Genomic DNA, 19,275 nt, shown 5'->3' with positions numbered 1-19,275 from the left:
CGGACGGGCTGCTGTGGCGGTGGCTGCGGGACGGGCGCGAGATCAGGCCGGGCGCCCGGCGACTCTCGCCGCTCGGTGACTGGGCCGGGGACGAGCATCTGTGGACGCTCCGGCGCTCGGCGCGCGCCGAGCACGCCACCGTGCTTCCGCGCCTGGCCGAGATGACGGAAGAGGCGAGCGAGACGGCGCAGTACCTCGCGGCCGTGGACCGCAGAGACCAAAGGCGCCGCTCCGCGGCGGGGTCCACCGGTGTCAGCCAGAGCGCCGGAGCCGTCGGCCACCGTCCCCCGCCCTTCCGGCGCACCGCCGGCCCCCTCCCCCACGACGGCCTGTTCATCCGGCGCAACAACGCCTTCGGCACCCGTTCCCCGCTCGGGGTGCGGGATCTCATCGAGCAGGGCGTGATCATCGGGCAGGACCAGATCCGGTTCGACGACTTCGTGGCGGCCCGCACCGACCAGGTGCCCGGACCGCCGCCCGGCCGGGCCGTCGCGGTGAGTCACGGACTCGCCTCGGTCCGGGGCGAGTTCAAGGCGGACGAGGCGACGACCCACTTCCTGGAGATCACCCTCAAGGCGGGCGAGGCCCACCCCGAGGACACTCCGGCCGAGCCGCTGCCCGTCAACTTCGTGTTCGTCGTGGACACCAGCGGCTCGATGCACGGCGAGAAACTGGACTGTGTCAAGGCTGCCCTCCAGGCCCTCTTCGACAAGCTGCGGCCCGGGGACTGCCTGGGCATCATCACCTTCGACCACCATGTGCGCACCGTGCTGGCCGCCACCGCCAAGCGGGACCTGCCGCCCGAGCGGTTCGCCCAGGTGGTGTCCGCGCTGAGCGCCGACGGCGGCACCGACATCAACCTCGGGGTGCAGTACGGCATCGACGAGATCGGCCGCAACGCCGTGGGCGGGCGCACGGTCAACTGTCTGTACCTGTTCTCCGACGGCGACCCGACCTCCGGCGAGCGGGACTGGATCCGGATCCGCACGAACGTCGCGGCCAAGCTCCGCGGGGACCTCACCCTGTCGTGCTTCGGCTTCGGGTCCGACGCCCGGATGCCCGAGCTGGCCGCGCTGGCCGGGCTCGCGGGCGGCCACTCGACGTTCGTCACCCGGCCCGAGCAGGTGGGCGCCGACCTTCTGGCCGACCTGAGCCGGCGCGACCACCTGGCCGCCATCGACATCCAGCTCAGACTCGACATCGCGCCGGACGTGGAGATCCGGCACCTGTACGGCCACGACCTGGTCACCGATCCCCGGGCCCGGGCGGCGGTGCTGCGGGAGGTGGGCCGGGCGGCCGAGCAGGCCCGCGCCGACTACGGTGCCGAGCCCCTGCCGGACCTCGTCACCGAGGAGAAGGGCATCCGGATCTTCGCGCCCGACCTCGCCTTCGGGGAGACGTACTGGATCGTGCTGGAACTCGCCGTCCCGCCCGGCGGCGAGGCACCGGAGGCGGGCTCGGCCACCGTGCAGTACGTCGACACGGTCACCCGCGAGGGACACCGGCACGAGATCGACCTGTCGACGGGGTTCACGCTGGCCGAGGAGACCGTGACCGTGCACGCGGTCGGCCTGTGGACCAGCGAGGTCACCTTCCACGCGCTGGACGACCTGTACGCACGCGACCGGGACTCGGCGAAGAAGCGGCTGACGAACCACATCCAGGTGCTCCAGGGCGTCCACAGCAAGGTGCCGGCGAAGGAGTTCCGCGACGACCAGGTCACCCTGCGGAAGCTGATGACGCTCGCGGACTCGCTGGACACGGTGATGTCGTTCAGCGACACCACCCCCGGTTCGCCCATGGCGACCGCGGTCGTCGCCATGACCGACTTCGGCAAGGTCCGGTCGGGGTTCTGGCCGCAGTACTGAGGCGCCCACCGGCGCACCGGTCAGGCGGCCCGCTCCTCCGGTGCCGGTCCCGGTTCCGCCTGCGCCGGGAGCGGCACCTGCGGGCCGTTGGCCTCGCGCAGCCACCGGCGCAGCACGCGGTGGATCTGTTCGGCGCCGACGAGTTCCCCGTCCGCCGCCACGGGCGGGGAGCAGGCGAGCGGCGCCAGCAGGAACGGGCGGGTCTGCGCGCCGCCGAGGCCGCCGTGGGAGCCGATCTGCTCCTCGAAGGCGAGGACCTCGCCGTCGGCCGGGTCGTGGAAGGAGTTGACCAGGATGTCGGGGGCGTGCGGGAAGGAGTGGGTGCGGCGGACGGCGTCGGCGGCGCCGGGTCCGAAGGCGGCGAGCGGGCCGGGGTCGCCGTCGAGCTCGTCCAGGGGTATCTCGGCGCCGCGTGCGCCGAGCACCAGGCCGCCGTGCTCCTCGCTGCGCACCAGCAGGAAGCCGATGCCGGGGTGGTTGGCGAGGGTGGTCAGCAGTCCGGGGTGGCGGGCGTCCAGCTCCTCCCGGCTCATCCGGTGCGGCACGTCCGGGAAGGAGACCAGGCCGAGGTTGCCGGAGGCCAGCACCAGCGGCTCCGAGTGGCGGGCGGGCCGGTGGTGCTCGCCGCCCTCCTCGACAGGGCGGCGCAGGGCGGCGCGTACGGCGGCCCGTGCCTCGGCGCCGCTGCGGGTCCTCCGCGCCCTGCGCGGCACGTGCAGCCCGCAGCCGGCCCGCACCAGGTCGCCGAGGGTGAGGCCGTAGCGGGCGCGGAAGGTCTCGCCGGGGCTCTGGCCGTGGTCGGACAGGACGACGATCCGGTACGGGCGCGGGGCGTGCTCGGCGACCTTCTCGATCAGCGCCAGCGCGCGGTCCAGGCGCCCGAGCACCTTCGCCGCGTCCCGGCTGCGCGGACCGGAGTGGTGGGCCACCTCGTCGTAGGCGACGAGGTCGGCGTAGACGGCGGTGCGCCCGGCGAGCAGGTCGCCCATGACGGCGGCCACGACGACGTCCCGTTCGACGACGGTCGCGAAGGCGCGGACGAGCGGGTACAGGCCGCCCCGGGACACGCGCGGGCGCTGCCTGCGGATCCGGGCTTGCAGGGACTGGCCGATCTCGCGGGCGACCTCGGCGACGAACGACAGGGCGGTGCGGACGGCGTTGGCGGGGTCGGAGAAGTAGGCGAAGTAGCCGGCCCGCGAGCGGTTGCCGGGGCCGCGCCGGGCGGACACCGACAGCACCAGGGCGGATTCACCGGCGCCGCCGCTGAACAGGTTGCCGCGGCTGGCGCCGTCGGCGGTGAGCAGCCCGCCGTCGCGGGTGCGGGCGACGGCGCGGCGCTGGAGTTCGACGGCGCTGGTGGGGCGGTTGCAGACCATCACCTCGCCGGTGTCCTTCTCGTACCAGCGGAAGGCGGGGATGTCGTGGTTGGTGCCGTGCAGGATGGCGAGCTGGCTGGCGCCGGTCTGGCTGGACCAGTCGGTGCGCCAGGGAACGATCCGGTGGGTGGGTTCCCGGTGGTCCCCGTCCTCCCGGCCGGGTGCGGCGCCGAGCCAGCGCGCCACGGTCGGCATCAGCCCCTCGTCCACGGCGTCCCGCAGCACGTCGTGGCCGACGCCGTCGAGCTGGACGACCAGGGTGCCGGGCGTGGAGTCGCAGGGCGGCCGGCGGCCGCGGCGGCGGTCGGCGAGCCGGGCCAGGCGGCGCCGGTAGGCGTCGTCGTCGCGGACGGCCAGGGCGGCGCCGGTGGCGGAGGCGACCGCGGACATCGCGGCGGCCACGATGACGGCGGTCTCGGGGGCCGCCTCGGGCTGGCCGGAGGGGTTGACGCGCAGGGCGAGCAGGAGCAGCGAGCCGTTGAGGAAGAACACCAGCAGCCCGAGGACCAGGGCGGGCACGAGCAGCAGCAGCCGTACCAGCAGCGGCCAGACGACGGCGGAGAGAACACCGAAGGCGCCGGCGCCGAGCGCGGCGGTGACCGCGATGGTGGTGGCGCTGTCGCCGTCGGCGGACTGGAGCTGGAAGTCCGGCAGGATCCCGGCCAGCACCAGCATGGTGACCGTGGAGACGCCCCACACGGCGACGCTCCGCCCGACCTGACTGGCGGCCCGCCGCCACCACCCGCCACGCACGCCGACGCTCCTCACCTTCCGAGCCGAACTTTTGCACGAACCTGCCCCAGCTTGTCACACGCCTGGCGGAGCCCTGCGCGCCGGAGCGGCTCGGTGCGCGCCCGACGGCGGGCCCGTTGCGCGGCGCTATCCGCCGTCGTAGCCGGCCGTGGGCATGGACAGGCGGCGGTGCACCCGGGCCTTCATCTGGGCGTCGTAGGACGGCTCGGCCTGGCCCACGGTCTCCACCCGGACCCCGCGTCGCGCGCACTCGGCGGTGAACTCCTCGACGGAGGACAGCGCCTGCTCCAGGACCCGGCGGCTGGGCGCGACGAACACGTCGACGCCGGGACGGACACCGTCCCACAGGGCGCAGTGGTCCGGGCGCAGGCCGCGGACCAGGAGTTCACGGGCGACCACATAGCCGCGCTCGGCCGCCCAGCGGGCGCACATCGCGTGCTGGCCGCGGGAGTCCACGAGGAAGGGCTCGTCGTTCAGCTCCTCCAGGGGTGTCAGGCTGGCGATCGCGGTCACACGGACCGGCGTCGTGGCGGCCTCGCCGCGGGCATCGCGCACTTCTCCCATGGCGTCCCCCTCACCTCCGGGCTGCGCCGCCGACCCTACCGCCGCACGTAGGCTCAGGGGGAGTCCGCGAAGGAGGCAAAGAAGGTGCCGGTGGAGATCACCTGGTGGGGTCACGCGACCTGCACGGTCGAGGATTCGGGCGTCCGTGTGCTGACCGATCCGCTGTTCGCCCGCCGCCTCGCGCATCTGCGGCGCCGCCGGGGCGCGCTGCCGCCGCCGGGCGCCTGGCACACGGACGTGGCGCTCGTCTCGCATCTGCACGCCGACCATCTGCACCTTCCCTCGCTGGACCGCCTCGCCCCGGGCACCCACCTGCTGGTGCCCCGGGGCGCGCTCCGGGCGGTGCCGGGGCTGCGCCGGCTCGGACGGCCCGGGCGGCTGCGGATCACCGAGGTGGCGCCCGGGGAGCGGGTCTCGGTCGGTGCCGTCGTGGTGCGGGTGGTGTCCGCCCGGCACGACGGGCGGCGGCTGCCGGTGGGCCCGCACCGCTCGCCCGCGCTCGGCTACGTCGTCGAGGGCGAGGCGCGGACGTACTTCGCCGGTGACACCGGCCTGTTCGAGACGATGGCCGAGGAGGTCGGCCCGGTCGACGTGGCGCTGTTGCCGGTGGGCGGCTGGGGTCCGTACCTCGGCGAGGGGCATCTGGACGCGGGGCGGGCGGCGCAGGCGCTGGCCCGGCTCGCGCCGCGCTGCGCGGTGCCGGTGCACTACGGCACGTACTGGCCGATCGGGATGGACGCCGTGCGCCCCCACGAGTTCCATGCGCCGGGCGACGAGTTCGTGCGCCTCGCGGCGCTGCGCGCGCCGGGCGTGGCCGTGCACCGGCTGGGGCACGGGGAGAGTGTGCGCCTGGAGGTCGCCCGGTGATACGACTGGCCGCCGCCGCGGCGACGGTGGTGCCGACGGAGTCCACCCAGCAGGCGATCGGCTATCCGTCGCTGTTCCTGCTGGTGCTGATCGGGGCGCTGGTGCCGGTGGTGCCGACGGGTGCGCTGGTCAGTTCGGCGGCGGTGGTCGCCGTGCATCAGACGGCGCCGTTCTCGCTGGCACTGGTGTTCGCGACGGCGTCGCTGGCCGCGTTCTGCGGGGACGCGGCCCTGTACTGGCTGGGGCGGCGCGGGCTGGGGTCGAGGAACGGCTCGCGCTGGCTGGAGGCGATCCGCTCGCGCGCACCGCGGGACCGGCTGGAGCAGGCCCAGGAGAAGCTGTCCGAACACGGAGTGGCCGTGCTGGTGCTGTCCCGTCTCGTGCCGGCCGGCCGCGTACCGGTGATGCTGGCCTGTCTGCTGGCGAAGTGGCCGCTGCGGCGCTTCTCCCGCGGCAACCTTCCCGCCTGTCTGGCCTGGGCGGCGACGTACCAGGTGATCGGCATCCTCGGGGGCTCCCTGTTCCCGGAGCCCTGGGAGGGTGTGGTGGCCGCCGTCGCCCTGACCGTGCTGATCGGTGCGGCTCCGGGCGTCTGGCGCCGCGTCCGGCGCTCGGCCGCGGTCCACCGGTCCGGCTGACCGGCCGACCGCGTCCCTTCGGAGGATCACTCCAGGATCCGGGAGCCGCCCACCGGAAGGTCCCACAGGTCCTCCCGGGGCAGGCCCGCCTTGTCCCAGGCGGCGCGGACGCGGGTGAGGGGTTCCAGGACCGGCTCGGCGGACAGTACGAACGTGCCCCAGTGCATGGGGGCCATGCGGCGGGCGCCGACGTCCTGGGCGGCCTGCACGGCCTCCTCCGGGTCGCAGTGGACGTCGCTGAGCCACCAGCGCGGGTCGTAGGCGCCGATGGGAAGCAGGGCGAGGTCGATGCCGGGGTAGCGGCGGCCGATACGGGAGAACCAGTGGCCGTAGCCGGTGTCGCCGGCGAAGTAGACGCGCTGTCCGTCGGGGTCGGTGAGCACCCAGCCGCCCCACAGGCTGCGGCAGGTGTCGGTGAGGGTGCGCTTGGACCAGTGGTGCGCGGGCACGAAGTCGAGGCGGACCCCGGACAGTTCGGACGCCTCCCACCAGTCCAGCTCGGTGACGCGGGTGAACCGGCGGCGCCGGAACCAGCGGCCGAGTCCGGCCGGCGCGAACACCGGTGTGTCCCGCGGGAGTCTGCGCAGGGTGGGCGCGTCCAGGTGGTCGTAGTGGTTGTGGCTGATGACGACGGCGTCGACCGGCGGCAGCGCCTCCCAGGCGACGCCGACGGGGGTGATGCGGGCCGGGGTGCCGATGATGCGGCGGGACCACACCGGGTCGGTCAGCACGGTCAGCCCGCCGATCCTGAGGACCCAACTGGCGTGCCCCGCCCAGGTGACGGCGACGGTGCGGGCGTCCACACGGGGCGGCGAGCCGGGCTCGTAGGGCAGCAGAGGGATGTCGGCCAGGCCCTCCTTGCCGGGGCGTACGGAGCCCTCGCGGGCGAACCGGGCGAAGGCCTTCAGGCCGGGCAGCGGGGCGGTGAGCCGGTCGTGGAAGGTGCGCGGCCACAGCCGCCGCTCCGCCGGCGGCCGGGGCTCGGCCTGCGGCGGGAACGGGACGGCGGTCCGCCGGGACGCGAGAGGTGCCGCGGCCTCGTCGGCCTCCCGGGCGTGCGTGGTCGTGGACGTGGTCGCGGTGGCGGACGGGGACGTGGTCGGCTCGGACTGCTGCGTCATCGAGGAGGCTCCCATCGCTGAGCGTCGTCGCGAAGATCGTCGAAGACGGACCTCAAGGAGATCAACGCGCGTTGCAGGTGCGGCAGTTCCAACGGCGTGGGCGACAGGAGGCATTCCGTGCGCTCCTCTTCGGTGTCACCGAGCAGCTCCGTGGTGGACAGCCGCACACGCAGCGCGCCGAGATCGTCGCCGAAGCGGTGGCCGCCGGGCGTGGGCATGCCCAGCAGGGCACCGAGGAAGTCCTCCAGTTCCTGCGCGTCGCCGACCCCCCGGGCGGCGAGGGCGGGGCGCAGCGGGCCGAGGTCGGCGTAGAGGTGGCGGCCGGCCTGTGGCGGCAGGGCCAGCGCGCCCGCGGCGACGACGGCGGCGTGCAGGGCGCGGGCCACGCGCGCGTGCAGCCGCACGGTGGCGGTCAGGCGCGCGGTGACGGGTTCGGGTTCGTCCAGGGCGTAGGCGGCAGCGGCGGCGACGGGTTCGGCGATCCGGGCGTCCAGCGCGGTGAGGATGTCGAGCACGCGCGCGTGCAGGGCGTCCCCGGTGGTTCCGACGGGGAAGCGGGCGATCGCGGCGGGCCAGCCGCTGGGCAGGAACGCGCCGGCCAGGTCGGTGACCACGGTGACCCGTTCGGGCAGCATCTCGGCGGGGCTGAGCAGCATCGTCTCGTGCGGGGTGTGCCAGGTGTCGCGCCAGGTCTCGTCGCTGACCAGGTGCAGGCCCTCGCCCGCGGCGGCCTCCACGGTCTCGTGCAGCACCTCCGGCGGCGCGACCGTGCCGGTGGGGTCGTCGGCGACGGACAGCACCAGCAGCCGGGGGTCGCCGCCCTCCGCGCGAACCCTGCGGACGGTCTCCAGCAGGGCGTACGGGTCGGGTACACCGCCGCACTCGGCCGGGGTGGCGACGGGGAAGGCCGGTCTGCCGAGCAGACGCGCGTACGGCGCCCACCAGGCGGCGCAGGGCCGGGGGACGAGGACGTCGCCGCCGAGCGCGGCCGTCAGCGCCAGCAGCAGGGAGGGCGCGCCGGGCCCGGCCGCCACGTGCTCGGGCCGGGTGGGCAGGCCGCGCCGCCGCCAGTAGCCGCCGGCCGCGTCCAGGAGCGCGGTGCCGCCTCCGATCGGTCTGTCCCGGGCCCGGCTCCGGCCCGCGGCCGCGGCGAGCGCGGCGGACAGTTCGGGCAGCACCGGCAGTCCGTCGTCGGGGAGGGCCGACGGCCCGTAGCGGACGGGGCCGTGCCCTTCCGGGTCCGTCCGCCGCATGGCAACCTCCGCGCAGTCCTCGCCGCCGTGTCGTCTCACCGTCGGGCCTGGGCTCGCCGTCGGGCCTTGCGCGTGCGGGTACCCAGGCGGGCGCCGTCCCATGGGTGCCCCGGAGGGTCGCGAAGGCCAGTCACCCGGGACTGCGGCCCGTACGGCGTCCTGCGGCCCCGGTGCCGGGACGGGTGCGGGTCAGCCGTCGGCGCTCCGGCGGCGCCACATCCGGTGCCCGGCGGCGCCCAGGGCGGACGCGATCAGCGCGCCGCCGCCGATCAGCGCCGGCAGGGACCCGGTGAACGCCCCGCCCGCTCCGGCCTCCACACCGTGCTGGGGCGGACTGTCCGACCCGCCGGAGTCGCCGGACCCCGAGTCGTGGGACGAGGTGTCCGAACTCCCGTCGCCGCCCGACTCGTCGGTGTCCCGGCCGCCGGAGGAGTCCTGCGCGCTGTCGCCGCGGGACGCGCCGGTGTCGGAGGAGCCGGTGGAGCCGGTGGAGTCGGAGGAGGGACCGGAGGGGCGCGACAGGTCGTACGTCGGATCGGACTTGCCGGTCGGGTCGGACGTGCTGTTCGGATCGATCCTGCCGTTCGGATCGGTCTTCCCCGTGGAGTCCGTCCCGCCCGTCCCGCCCGTCATGCCGTTCGGGTCGACGGGGTCGGTCGGGCCCTGGACCGAGTGGTCCGTCGGGTCGGGGGCCACAAGGTGGCCGCCGGACTCGCGCGGGTAGCCGCCGGGGTCACCCGGGGCCTGGTCCGGCGTGGGAGGCAGCAGGGGCAGGGTCTGCTGGTCGAGGGCCTGCGGGCCGAGCAGGAGCTGGTCCACGGAAGGGCCGGGGAGCACCGTGCCGGGGACGGCCGCCTCGGGGGACGGTGCCGCCTGCGGCCGGGATCCGGGGCCGGGAAGGTCTCCCGGCCCACGTGCCTGCCGGGGGCTGCTCGGGGTCGGTCCGGCCTCCGCCGCCTCCACCGCGACGGCGGCCGACGCGGCGGTGCCCGTCATCAGGCCGGCCAGGACGGCGGCGGACAGGGCGTGGCGGGTGCTGCGGCGCATTGCGGGGCTCCTCGGGCCGGGGGGCGGCGGACGTACGGCGTTCGAGCCGTCCCAGCCATCACAGCCCGCGGCGCCCCGGGCCGCGCGATGCCGAGCCCCATTCGCGGGACGCCAACGGCCTATCGGGTGACGCCGGGGCGCACCGCCGGGGCCCAGGGGGATCGACGAGACACCCCCGTAGCCCCTGTTGCCGACAGGCCTTACGGCATGTCCCGCATCACCTGGTCGCGGAGCCGGTCGCAGCTGCGGGTGATGAGACGCGAGACGTGCATCTGGGAGATGCCCAGCTGCTCGGCGATCCGGCTCTGCGTCATGTCACCGAAGAAGCGCATGTACAGGATGGCCCGCTCGCGCTCGGGCAGCGCCGCAAGACGTGGCCTGACGGCCTCGCGGTCCACGACGGTGTCCAGCGCGGGGTCCGGTGAGCCGAGTGCGTCGACCAGGCGGTGGGCCTCCTCGCTGCCGGGCAGCTCCGCGTCGAGGGAGAGGGTGGCGGAGCTCTCCAGCGCCTCCAGGCCGATCCGGGCGTCCTCCTCGCTCAGGTGCGCCTTCTCGGCGATCTCGGCGACGGTGGGGCCGCGGCCGGAGACCGTCCCGGACAGCTCCTGCTGGGCGAACCGGACGCGCTTGCGCAGGTCCTGCACGCGGCGCGGTACGTGCAGCGTCCACATGTGGTCGCGGAAGTGGCGCTTGATCTCGCCGGTGATGGTGGGCACGGCGTAGCTCTCGAAGGCGTTGCCGCGTCCGGGGTCGTAGCGGTCGACCGCCTTGACCAGGCCGAGGGCGGCGACCTGGCGCAGGTCGTCGAGGCTCTCGCCGCGGCTGCGGAAGCGGCCGGCGATCCGCTCGGCCATGGGCAGCCAGGCCTCGACGATCTCGTCGCGGACGGCGTCGCGCCGCCGTCCCGGGGGCAGTTCGGCCAGCCGGCGGAAGGCCTCGGAGGTCTCCGGGGCGTCGTCGTGCGGGTGGTGCCTCGCGTTCGCTCGCGTATGCAGCATGGTGCTCGCAGCTCCCTTGGAGTGCTCTGGGTGGACGGTCTCCGTGGGAGCGCGGACGCGGATTCCGGAGCGGCCGCCCACGCGCGCGGACTCGCGCGCCGCCTCCACGGACGTGGCTTGGGTCCGAAGCACTGGGTGTGCGCCTGCCCCCGGCCTCCGGCGGCAAACGCCCGGCCGCCGGAGCCGGCCCCGGCCGGGGCCCGCTCCGGGCGGTGTGGCGTGCGGGCCACCATCCGGCGCGGAAATGCCGTGTCGGCTCCGCGTGCACGGGTACGCGGTGGCCACCCCCGACGATGTGGAGGGAGACATGCAGCGAGGCAGTGACCGGCTGAGTGTCCACCGTGACGACGAGATGAAACACGAGCTGCAGGGCCTGCTCAGGTCGGGCCATCCCACGCGGACCGAGGAGTGGCACGACCCGGAGCCCAGCGCAGAGGACGACCCGGAGGTCTGGGGCGGACCGGTGGCGCCGGGCGCGTCCCGGGCCTCCCTGGAGACCGTGCGCCTGGAGCTGGCCAGGATCCTGGGCCGCAGCGCCTTTCCCGCGGGCCCGGGCGAACTGGCGCGCACACTGCGCCGCAAGAACGCGCCCGACGCGCTGATCGAGGCACTGGAGCGGCTGCCGCGCAAGGCTCACTACGCCAATGTGCAGGAGCTGGCGAAGGAACTCACCCGCACGGAGCGGCCCGCCCGGGAGGACCGTGCGTAGACCCCGGCGCCGGGCGGAAAGGCAGGTAGGGCGTCAGTGAGGGCTGAATACGTCAGGGACGTCATGACACCGGGCGTGGTGGCCGTCCGCCCCGACGCCTCGCTCGTCGAGGCGGCCCGGCTGATGCGCGCCCAGGACATCGGAGACGTGGTGGTGGCCGACGGGCAGGACATCGTCGGCATGCTCACCGACCGCGACATCGCGGTGCGGGCCGTGGCCGAGGGCCTCGATCCGCAGGCGGTGAGCGCGCGGGCCGTGTGCACGTCCCATCCGCTCGTCGTGGGCCCGCACGACCCGGTGTCGGCGGCCGTCGCGCTGATGCGCGAACACGCCGTACGACGGCTGCCCGTCGTCGAGGACGGCCTGCCGGTCGGCATGGTCAGCCTGGGCGACCTGGCGGAGGCCCGGGACCCGCGTTCGGCGCTCGCCGACATCAGCCGCGCCGAGCCGGACGGCGGCCCGGACGGACCGGACGCACCGGACGGCTGACGGGCGAGGGAAGCCGGACGGCCGACCGGCGAGAGAAGAAGCACGACGAAAGGACGTCGAAGCATCATGCGCATCGCATTTCTGGCCGCACCCGAGGGCGTCGAGCAAGTGGAGCTGACCGAGCCCCGGAAGGCGGCGCAGGACGCCGGCCACGAGACCGTGCTGGTGTCCACCAAGTCCGGCGAGATCCAGGCGTTCGACCACCTGGACAAGGCGGACACGTTCCCCGTCGACGAGGTGGTCGGGGACACCTCCGCCGACTCCTTCGACGCGCTGGTCCTGCCGGGCGGCGTGGCGAACCCGGACTTCCTGCGGATGGACGAGAAGGCCGTCTCGTTCGTGCGGGACTTCTTCGAGCAGGGCCGTCCCGTGGCCGCGATCTGCCACGCGCCGTGGACGCTGGTGGAGGCCGATGTCGTACGCGGCCGCGTGCTGACCTCGTGGCCGAGCCTGCGCACGGACATCCGCAACGCGGGCGGCACCTGGGTCGACGAGCAGGTGAAGATCTGTGAGAACGGCCCGAACAAGCTGGTCACCAGCCGCAAGCCGGCCGATCTGAAGGCGTTCTGCCAGGCGTTCCTGGACGTGTTCGCGCAGAAGGCCGGCTGAATCCGGGCCGTGGAGTGCCCGTCGGCGTACCGCAGGTAGCACGCCGGCGGGCACGTTCGGGTGACGGCGTCGCGAGGCGGGTGACGGCGGGGTCAGGCGTGGGGAGCCGCCGACTCGCCGCAGCCGCGTTCCCGGGCTCCCTCGCGGGTGCGGCCGGCGGCGACGGTGCGGCGGGGGTTGCGGCGCAGGTACTCGCCCTCGAGCTGCGCCATGCGCTCGTTGTGGGCCCGCAGCGCGTCGTTCGAGCCGTACAGCAGCGTGTCGTGGCGGGTGCGGTGGATGGTCTCCAGCTCCTTCATGAGCTGCTGGTCGTCCAGCCGGTCCGGGTCGACTCCGGTCATGGTGATGCCCCGCTCGTCGTGTTCGTTCATGCGGTACGGGTACCCGCCCGGCGTGGACTACCACCGAACGGCCTCCGGGAGGGAGCCATGGATCTCGCCTTTCTGCATCCACTGTACGAACAGCCCGGGCCCTGGGCCTCGGTGTACGTCAACACCTCGCGGAAGGCGGAGGACACCGCGCAGGAGATACGCCTGACGGCCCAGGCGATGGCCCGAGAGCTGGCGGGGCAGGGCGCTGACGAGGCCACCTGCCGGGCCGTGGAGACCGCGATCGACGAGATGCGCCACTCCCCCGACCCGCACGGGCGGGCCCTGTTCGCCCGCGACGGCAGGGTCGTCCTCGACCCGCCCCTGGCCCGGCCGCCCCGGGGCATCAGCTGGGCGGAGTGGGCGCCGCTGCCCCGCGTGGCGCCGCTGCTGGAGCTGGCGGGCGAGGACCCGGTGGCGATCGTGGCGTATGTCGACCGCAAGGGCGCGGACTTCGAGTTGCGCAGTGCGCTGGGCCGCAAGGAGGCCGGCACGGTGGTCGGGCAGCAGTGGCCGATCCACCGGACGAGCAACGTGGACTGGTCCGAGCGGCACTTCCAGCTGAAGGTGGAGAACACCTGGGAGCACAACGCGGCGGAGATCGCCGACGCGCTCAGCGTGTGCCAGGAGGAGACGCAGGCCGACCTGCTGATCCTCGTGGGTGACGACAGGGAGCGGCGCGAGGTGCGCGAGCGGCTGCCGCAGCGGCTGGACGACCGCGTGGTGGAAGCCACCCACGGCGCCGGCAGCCGGCTGCTGGACGAGGACGTGGAGCGGATCCGCGCCGAGCACGTGCACCAGCGTGTCGAGGAGGAGCTGGACCGCTTCCGGGCGGCCCGCGCCCCGGACGACGAGGGGCGGGCGGCGGCCGTGGAGGGCATACCCGCGCTGGTCGAGGCGGCCCGCGAGCACCGTCTGGAGGAGCTGCTGATCATCCCGGAGGGCGCCGACGCCCACCAGGAGGTGTGGATCGGCGAGGATCCGGACCAGCTCGCGGTGCGCCGCACGGATCTGAAGACCCTCGGCGAGCAGCGGTCCTGGCCGGCGCGCGCCGACGACGCCCTGATCCGCTCCGCGGTCACCACGGACGCCATCGCGCTGTCGCTGGAGCCGGTGGCCGCCACGGCCGAGGGCGCGCCGTCGGGCGGCCTGGGCGCCATCCTCCGCTGGAGGTGACGCCGGGCGCTACCGCGCCCGCTCCACCCGGCGCTCGTCCCAGACCGGCTCGGGGGTCTCGCGGACCCTGCCGTCACTGCCGAAGACGAGGTGACGGTCGAAGGAGCGGGCGAACCAGCGGTCGTGGGTGACCGCGAGGACCGTGCCCTCGAACGCCTCCAGGCCCTCCTGGAGCGCCTCGGCGGACTCCAGGTCGAGGTTGTCGGTGGGCTCGTCCAGGAGCAGGGCAGTGACCCCCTCCAGTTCCAGCAGCAGGATCTGGAACCGGGCCTGCTGGCCGCCGGAGAGCCGGTCGAAGGGCTGTTCGGCCTGGCCGGTCAGCTCGTAGCGGCGCAGCCGGGACATGGCGGCGCCCCGGTCCTGGGAGTGCTCCTTCCACAGGATGTCCAGCAGGGTGCGGCCCTGGAGTTCGGGGTGCGCGTGGGTCTGGGCGAAGTGGCCGGGCACCACCCGCGCCCCGAGTTTCCAGCCGCCGGTGTGCGCGACGTCCTCGCCGGCCAGCAGCCGCAGGAAGTGCGACTTGCCGGAGCCGTTGGAGCCGAGGACGGCCACCCGTTCGCCGTAGAAGACCTCCAGGTCGAAGGGTTTCATCAGGCCGGTCAGTTCCAGGTTCTGGCAGGTGACGGCCCGTACGCCGGTGCGGCCGCCCTTCAGCCGCATCCGGATGTCCTGCTCGCGCGGCGGCTCGGGCGGCGGGCCGATCTCCTCGAACTTGCGCAGCCGGGTCTGTGCGGCGTGGTAACGGGAGGCCATCTCGTGGCTGACGGAGGCGGCCTGGCGGAGGTTCAGCACCAGCTTCTTCAGCTGCGCGTGCTTCTCGTCCCAGCGTCTGCGCAACTCCTCGAAGCGGGCGAAGCGTTCGCGCCGGGCCTCGTGGTAGGTGGCGAAGCCGCCGCCGTGCACCCAGGCGTCGGCGCCGGCCGGGCCGGGCTCGACGGAGACGATCTTCTCGGCGGCGCGGGCGAGGAGCTCGCGGTCGTGGGAGACGAAGAGGACGGTCTTGCGGGTCTCGCGCAGCCGCTCCTCCAGCCAGCGCTTGCCGGGCACGTCGAGGTAGTTGTCCGGCTCGTCGAGCAGCAGCACCTCGTCGGTGCCGCGCAGCAGCGCCTCCAGCACCAGCCGCTTCTGCTCGCCGCCGGACAGGGTCCGCACCTGGCGCCACTGCGCCTTCTCGTAGGGCACCCCGAGCGCGGCGGTGGTGCACATGTCCCACAGGGTCTCGGCCTCGTAGCCGCGCACCTCGGCCCAGTCGGCGAGGGCCTGCGCGTAGCGGAGCTGGGCGGCCTCGTCGTCGAGTGTCATGATGCCGTGTTCGGCCGCGTCGACGGCCCGCGCGGCCTGCCGGATCCGTGGCGGGGCGACGGAGACGAGCAGGTCGCGTACGGTCGTCTCGTCCCGCACCGACCCCACGAACTGTCGCATCACGCCCAGCCCGCCGCTGACGGTGACGGTGCCGCCGTGCGGCTTCAGCTCGCCGGAGATCAGTCGGAGCAGGGTGGTCTTGCCGGCGCCGTTGGGACCGACGAGCGCCACCGCGGCGCCTTCACCCACCCGGAAGGACACATCGCCGAGCAGCGCCCTCCCGTCGGGGAGGTAGTACTCCAGGTGCGCGGCTTCCAGATGTCCCATGGTCGGACATTCTGACGGCGCCGCCGGGATCCCGGCAAACGCTTATTCGGCGTGCTAGGGGGTGTCTCGTCGATCAGGCCGGATCAGGGAGCGGCGGCTGGTGGTGGGGGCACCTCCCACGCCGTTCAGGCAGTGGGGGAACATCGCAAGGCGGAGGAGGGAGTCGATGCGGAGCATCGGCGACCGACGACAACGCGGCGAGGTGCGGTGCCGGCCGCCGCGAGCCCGGCATGATCGACGAGACACCCCCTATGGGGTGTCGTGGCCGTACGGGGCGCCGGGTCGGAGGTCCGGTGAGGCGTCCGGCGGGACGTCCTTCGGGGTGTCCGGCCGTGTGCCGTACGCGGTGTCCACGGGCTGTCCCGCCGGGCCGCCCTCGCGGGCGGGGGACACGAGGGCGCCGGCCCAGGAAAGGGCCTTCCAGCCGTCGGTGGGCGATCCCTCCAGGATCACCACGCCCGTGTTCCGCAGCGGGTGGGCGGCGGCGAAGGCGGCGTCGAGGTTGTGGGCGCGGACCGCGGTCCACAGGCGGATGGCAGCGCCGTGGCTGACCATGGCGACCGTCCCGGCCCCGCTGCGGGCGGCCTCCTCGACGACGGCGTCGAACCGTGCCAGTGCCTCGGTCCCGGTCTCGCCGCCCGGTCCGGGCATCCGGCGTTCGCGGTCCCCGGCGGCCCAGGCCAGGAACGTCCGCAGGTAGACCTGGCCGCGCTCGGAGTCGCCGGGCTCCCCCTCCAGCCCGCCCGCGGCGAGCTCGCGGATGCCGTCCCGGACGATCACCTCGAGCCCGCGGGCGGCGGCCAGCGGTGCGGCGGTGAGCCGGGTGCGGACCAGGGTGGAGGCGTAGACGGCCTCGATGTCCTCCTCGGCGAGGGCATCGGGCAGCGCGGCGGCCTGTCGCCGGCCGAGCTCGGTCAGTCCCGGTCCCGGTACGGCCGTGTCCAGCAGGGAGGCCAGGTTGGACGGGGTCTCGCCGTGGCGTACGAGGAGCAGGCGCATACGGGTTCCCGGAACGGAAGGAGGCGGTGGCGTCGTCCCGCGCGCCCCCACGCGCAGGAAACGGCCACTTCAGGGTAACGGTGCCCGTATGAGCCCAGATGTCGACCTCACCGCCCCGCGAACCGGCGCCCACGCCATCCTGACCCGGCTGCTCGCCCTGGACTCCCGGCTGTTCCAGGCCGCGGCCGAGCGCCACTGGCCCGGCGCCGGGCCCGTGCTGCCCCGGCTGAGCAGGAGCGCGAACCACGGCGTGCTGTGGTTCGCGGCCGCGGCGGCGATCGCGGCGAGCCGGACGCCGCGCGCCCGCCGGGCCGCGGCCCGCGGCCTGGCCTCCCTCGGCCTGGCGTCGCTGACCATCAACACGCTCGGCAAGCGCTCGGTGCGCCGCCCCCGGCCTCTGCTGGACCCGGTGCCGCATGTGCGCCGGCTCCAGCGGCAGCCGATCACGACGTCCTTCCCGTCGGGCCACGCGGCCTCCGCCTCCGCCTTCGCCACCGGCGTCGCCCTGGAGTCCGGGGGCTGGGGCGCGGCCGTGGCACCGGTGGCCTTCTCGGTGGCGGTCTCCCGCGTCTACACCGGCGTCCACTTCCCGAGCGATGTGCTGGCAGGGGCGGCACTCGGCGCGGGAGCCGCCTTCGCCGTACGGGGCCTGGTGCCGACGCGTGCGCAGATCGCGGCACCCGCCCGGCCGCGGGCCGCCGTGCCCGCGCTGCCCGGGGGCGAGGGCCTGGTCCTCGTCACGAACAACGCCTCCGGCACCGCGGACCGGGCCCGGGCGCTGCGCGACGCGCTGCCGCGGGCGGAGGTCGTCGTGTGCGAGCCGGAGGACCTCCCCGCCGAGGCGGAGAAGGCGGCCGGCCGGGCCCGGGTGCTCGGGGTGTGCGGCGGCGACGGCACCGTGAACACGGCCGCGCGGGCCGCCCTGCGGCACGGCCTGCCGCTCGCCGTGCTGCCCGGCGGCACCCTCAACCACTTCGCCTACGACCTGGGCGTGGAGGACGTACGGGACCTGGCCGGCGCCCTGGAGCGGGGCGAGGGCGTGCGGGTGGACGTGGGCCGCTTCAGCTCGAAGCGCGGGCAGGGCGTCTTCCTCAACACCTTCAGCCTGGGTGTGTACCCGGAGCTGGTGCGCGAGCGCGAGCGCTGGGCCGACCGGATCGGCGGCTGGCCGGCCGGGGTGCTGGCGGCGCTGCGGGTGCTGCGCGCGGACCGCCATCCGCTGGAGGCGGAGTTCCAGGGGCGCCGCCACCCGCTGTGGCTGCTGTTCGCCGGCAACGGCACCTACCACCGCATGGGCCTCGCGCCGGGCCGCCGGCTGGATCTGGCGGACGGGGTGCTCGACGTGCGGGTCGTGCACGGTGGCCGCAGGCCGGCCCTGCGGCTGCTGTCGGCGGCCCTCGCGGGCCCGCTCACCCGTTCCCCGGCGCACGCGGCCGTCCAGGTGGGCCGGCTGCGACTGACCGGCCTGGCGCCCGGCACCCTCCTCGCCTACGACGGCGAGGTCACGGAGGTCGAGGGCGAGGTCCGGCTGGAGAAGCTGCCGGAGGCGCTGACGGTGTACCGGCCGCTGCGGGCCCGCTGATCGTCCGTGACCAACCGTCAGTCCACATTACGAAACGCGGGTCTCAACATTCGGCATACGCGCTTACCGTGATCCGTACCGCCCCGGGGCCGCGGGCCCGTGCGGGGCCAGGTGACGAGAAGGGGTACAGCCATGCCGAAACCGCGGGAGACGGCCGTCTACACGCACGGCCACCACGAGTCCGTGCTGCGCTCGCACACCTGGCGCACCGCCGCCAACTCGGCGGCCTACCTGCTCGGCTCGCTGAAGCCCCACATGAAGATCCTGGACATCGGCTGCGGGCCGGGCACCATCACCGCGGACCTGGCGGAACTGGTGCCCGACGGGCATGTCACGGGTGTCGACCGGGCGCCCGGCATCCTGGAGCAGGCCCGCGCCACGGCCGCCGGACGCGGGCTGGGCAACGTCGACTTCGCGGTCGCGGACGTGCACGCCCTGGACTACGCGGACGACACGTTCTGCGTGGTCCACGCCCACCAGGTGCTGCAGCACGTGGGCGACCCCGTGCAGGCGCTGCGCGAGATGCGGCGGGTGACGAAGCCGGGCGGGTTCGTCGCCGTACGGGACGCGGACTACGCGGCGATGACCTGGTATCCCGAGGCGCCGGGCCTGGACGCCTGGCTGGACCTGTACGAGCGGGTGGCCCGCGCCAACGGCGGCGAGCCCGACGCGGGGCGCCGGCTGCGCTCCTGGGCGCTGGCCGCCGGCTTCACGGAAGCCGCCGTCACGGCCACGTCCAGCACCTGGACGTACGCGACCCCGGCCGAGCGCGAGTGGTGGAGCGGCCTGTGGGCCGACCGCACCCTGGCGTCGGCCTACGCCGAGCGCGCCACCGGGGGCGGCCACGCGACCGAGGAGGAGCTGCGAGTCGTGTCACGGGCGTGGCGGGAGTGGGGCGAGCGGGAGGACGGCTGGTTCGCCGTACTGCATGGGGAAATTCTGTGCCGCAAGGACGGCTGACGTCCGGCCCACCGGAATGATGTGCCGCTTTCGGGACACCCGGAGAGCAGGAGGTCATCATGGTTCCCATCCTGCTCGTACTGCTTCTGGCACTGGTTCTCTTCGGGGCCGGATTCGCGGTGGAGGTGCTCTGGTGGATCGCGTTGGCGGTGCTCGTCGTCTGGCTGCTGGGCTTCCTGATCCATGGGACGGCCGCAGGCGGAGGCCGGGCTCGCTGGTACAGGTGGTAACCCGGCGGTAAGGGTGATGGCCCGGCGCACGTCATCTCC

The 19,275-nt window shown here is 74.6% G+C and carries 19 protein-coding genes; 10 read left to right on the top strand and 9 right to left on the bottom strand.

Going from position 1 to position 19,275, the window contains the following annotated elements:
* On the top strand, positions 1 to 1,868 hold a 1,868-nt coding region (locus tag IE318_RS13650; RefSeq protein ID WP_189900052.1), incomplete at its 5' end, for a VWA domain-containing protein.
* 20 nt (positions 1,869 to 1,888) lie between these two features.
* Here IE318_RS13650 and IE318_RS13645 read toward each other — a convergent pair.
* Together IE318_RS13645 and IE318_RS13640 are read right to left on the bottom strand one after the other, a co-directional pair.
* Entirely contained in the window at positions 1,889 to 3,997 is a 2,109-nt protein-coding gene (locus tag IE318_RS13645) for an alkaline phosphatase family protein (RefSeq protein ID WP_229903502.1), read from the bottom strand.
* Positions 3,998 to 4,123: 126 nt separating this feature from the next.
* A complete protein-coding gene (locus IE318_RS13640) occupies positions 4,124 to 4,561 on the bottom strand; it encodes a hypothetical protein (RefSeq protein ID WP_189900048.1) in 438 nt (145 codons plus the stop codon).
* An 84-nt stretch (positions 4,562 to 4,645) separates the two neighbouring features.
* Here IE318_RS13640 and IE318_RS13635 point away from each other — a divergent pair, with 84 nt between their 5' ends.
* Complete coding sequence (locus IE318_RS13635; protein ID WP_189900046.1) at positions 4,646 to 5,428, top strand: MBL fold metallo-hydrolase; 783 nt, start codon at positions 4,646 to 4,648, stop codon at positions 5,426 to 5,428.
* Positions 5,425 to 6,066 carry a DedA family protein gene (locus tag IE318_RS13630; RefSeq protein ID WP_030170743.1) on the top strand — a complete coding sequence of 214 codons (642 nt, stop codon included), beginning with the start codon at positions 5,425 to 5,427 and terminating at the stop codon, positions 6,064 to 6,066. Before IE318_RS13635 ends, IE318_RS13630 begins: the two co-directional genes overlap by 4 nt.
* A gap of 26 nt (positions 6,067 to 6,092) precedes the next feature.
* On the opposite strand, the gene IE318_RS13625 is transcribed toward IE318_RS13630, so the two are convergent.
* The 4 genes from IE318_RS13625 to IE318_RS13610 form a co-directional block, all read right to left on the bottom strand.
* A complete protein-coding gene (locus tag IE318_RS13625) occupies positions 6,093 to 7,187 on the bottom strand; it encodes an MBL fold metallo-hydrolase (RefSeq protein WP_189900043.1) in 1,095 nt (364 codons plus the stop codon).
* Positions 7,184 to 8,440, bottom strand: a complete 1,257-nt coding sequence (locus IE318_RS13620; protein ID WP_189900041.1) for an aminotransferase class I/II-fold pyridoxal phosphate-dependent enzyme — start codon at positions 8,438 to 8,440, stop codon at positions 7,184 to 7,186. Before IE318_RS13620 ends, IE318_RS13625 begins: the two co-directional genes overlap by 4 nt.
* Before the next feature lie 189 nt (positions 8,441 to 8,629).
* Entirely contained in the window at positions 8,630 to 9,487 is an 858-nt protein-coding gene (locus IE318_RS13615) for a hypothetical protein (protein ID WP_189900038.1), read from the bottom strand.
* A 200-nt stretch (positions 9,488 to 9,687) separates the two neighbouring features.
* Positions 9,688 to 10,485: a SigB/SigF/SigG family RNA polymerase sigma factor gene (locus IE318_RS13610; protein WP_189900036.1), complete on the bottom strand. Its 798-nt coding sequence runs from the start codon at positions 10,483 to 10,485 to the stop codon at positions 9,688 to 9,690.
* A gap of 307 nt (positions 10,486 to 10,792) precedes the next feature.
* Here IE318_RS13610 and IE318_RS13605 point away from each other — a divergent pair, with 307 nt between their 5' ends.
* From IE318_RS13605 to IE318_RS13595, 3 genes are all read left to right on the top strand, one after another.
* A complete protein-coding gene (locus tag IE318_RS13605) occupies positions 10,793 to 11,194 on the top strand; it encodes a DUF2795 domain-containing protein (RefSeq protein WP_189900034.1) in 402 nt (133 codons plus the stop codon).
* Positions 11,195 to 11,230: 36 nt separating this feature from the next.
* On the top strand, positions 11,231 to 11,683 hold the full coding sequence (locus IE318_RS13600; protein ID WP_030170724.1) for a CBS domain-containing protein: 453 nt from the start codon (positions 11,231 to 11,233) through the stop codon (positions 11,681 to 11,683).
* A 66-nt stretch (positions 11,684 to 11,749) separates the two neighbouring features.
* On the top strand, positions 11,750 to 12,292 hold the full coding sequence (locus IE318_RS13595; RefSeq protein ID WP_189900032.1) for a type 1 glutamine amidotransferase domain-containing protein: 543 nt from the start codon (positions 11,750 to 11,752) through the stop codon (positions 12,290 to 12,292).
* Positions 12,293 to 12,384: 92 nt separating this feature from the next.
* Here IE318_RS13595 and IE318_RS13590 read toward each other — a convergent pair whose 3' ends face one another.
* Positions 12,385 to 12,663: a DUF6158 family protein gene (locus IE318_RS13590; protein ID WP_030170719.1), complete on the bottom strand. Its 279-nt coding sequence runs from the start codon at positions 12,661 to 12,663 to the stop codon at positions 12,385 to 12,387.
* Between the two features lie 57 nt (positions 12,664 to 12,720).
* Here IE318_RS13590 and IE318_RS13585 point away from each other — a divergent pair, with 57 nt between their 5' ends.
* Positions 12,721 to 13,836 (top strand): baeRF2 domain-containing protein, encoded by a 1,116-nt coding sequence (locus tag IE318_RS13585; RefSeq protein ID WP_189900030.1) that lies wholly within the window; start codon positions 12,721 to 12,723, stop codon positions 13,834 to 13,836.
* 9 nt (positions 13,837 to 13,845) lie between these two features.
* Here the strand turns inward: IE318_RS13585 and IE318_RS13580 are convergent, their stop codons facing one another.
* Together IE318_RS13580 and IE318_RS13575 are read right to left on the bottom strand one after the other, a co-directional pair.
* Complete coding sequence (locus IE318_RS13580; RefSeq protein ID WP_030170713.1) at positions 13,846 to 15,465, bottom strand: ABC-F family ATP-binding cassette domain-containing protein; 1,620 nt, start codon at positions 15,463 to 15,465, stop codon at positions 13,846 to 13,848.
* Positions 15,466 to 15,714: 249 nt separating this feature from the next.
* Positions 15,715 to 16,464 (bottom strand): histidine phosphatase family protein, encoded by a 750-nt coding sequence (locus IE318_RS13575; RefSeq protein ID WP_189900028.1) that lies wholly within the window; start codon positions 16,462 to 16,464, stop codon positions 15,715 to 15,717.
* Between the two features lie 88 nt (positions 16,465 to 16,552).
* On the opposite strand from IE318_RS13575, the gene IE318_RS13570 reads away from it, so the two are divergent.
* The 3 genes from IE318_RS13570 to IE318_RS13560 all read left to right on the top strand — a co-directional run bounded on the left by IE318_RS13570 (position 16,553) and on the right by IE318_RS13560 (position 19,236).
* Positions 16,553 to 18,046, top strand: a complete 1,494-nt coding sequence (locus IE318_RS13570; RefSeq protein ID WP_189900026.1) for a bifunctional phosphatase PAP2/diacylglycerol kinase family protein — start codon at positions 16,553 to 16,555, stop codon at positions 18,044 to 18,046.
* 132 nt (positions 18,047 to 18,178) lie between these two features.
* Positions 18,179 to 19,006 (top strand): class I SAM-dependent methyltransferase, encoded by an 828-nt coding sequence (locus IE318_RS13565; RefSeq protein WP_189900024.1) that lies wholly within the window; start codon positions 18,179 to 18,181, stop codon positions 19,004 to 19,006.
* Positions 19,007 to 19,065: 59 nt separating this feature from the next.
* A complete protein-coding gene (locus IE318_RS13560; RefSeq protein ID WP_189900022.1) occupies positions 19,066 to 19,236 on the top strand; it encodes a hydrophobic protein in 171 nt (56 codons plus the stop codon).
* Positions 19,237 to 19,275 lie beyond the last annotated feature (39 nt).

Origin of the sequence: Streptomyces spiralis, from assembly GCF_014654675.1 — a bacterium.
Classification (GTDB): domain Bacteria; phylum Actinomycetota; class Actinomycetes; order Streptomycetales; family Streptomycetaceae; genus Streptomyces; species Streptomyces spiralis.
This window is presented reverse-complemented; position numbering and strand designations above follow the sequence as displayed.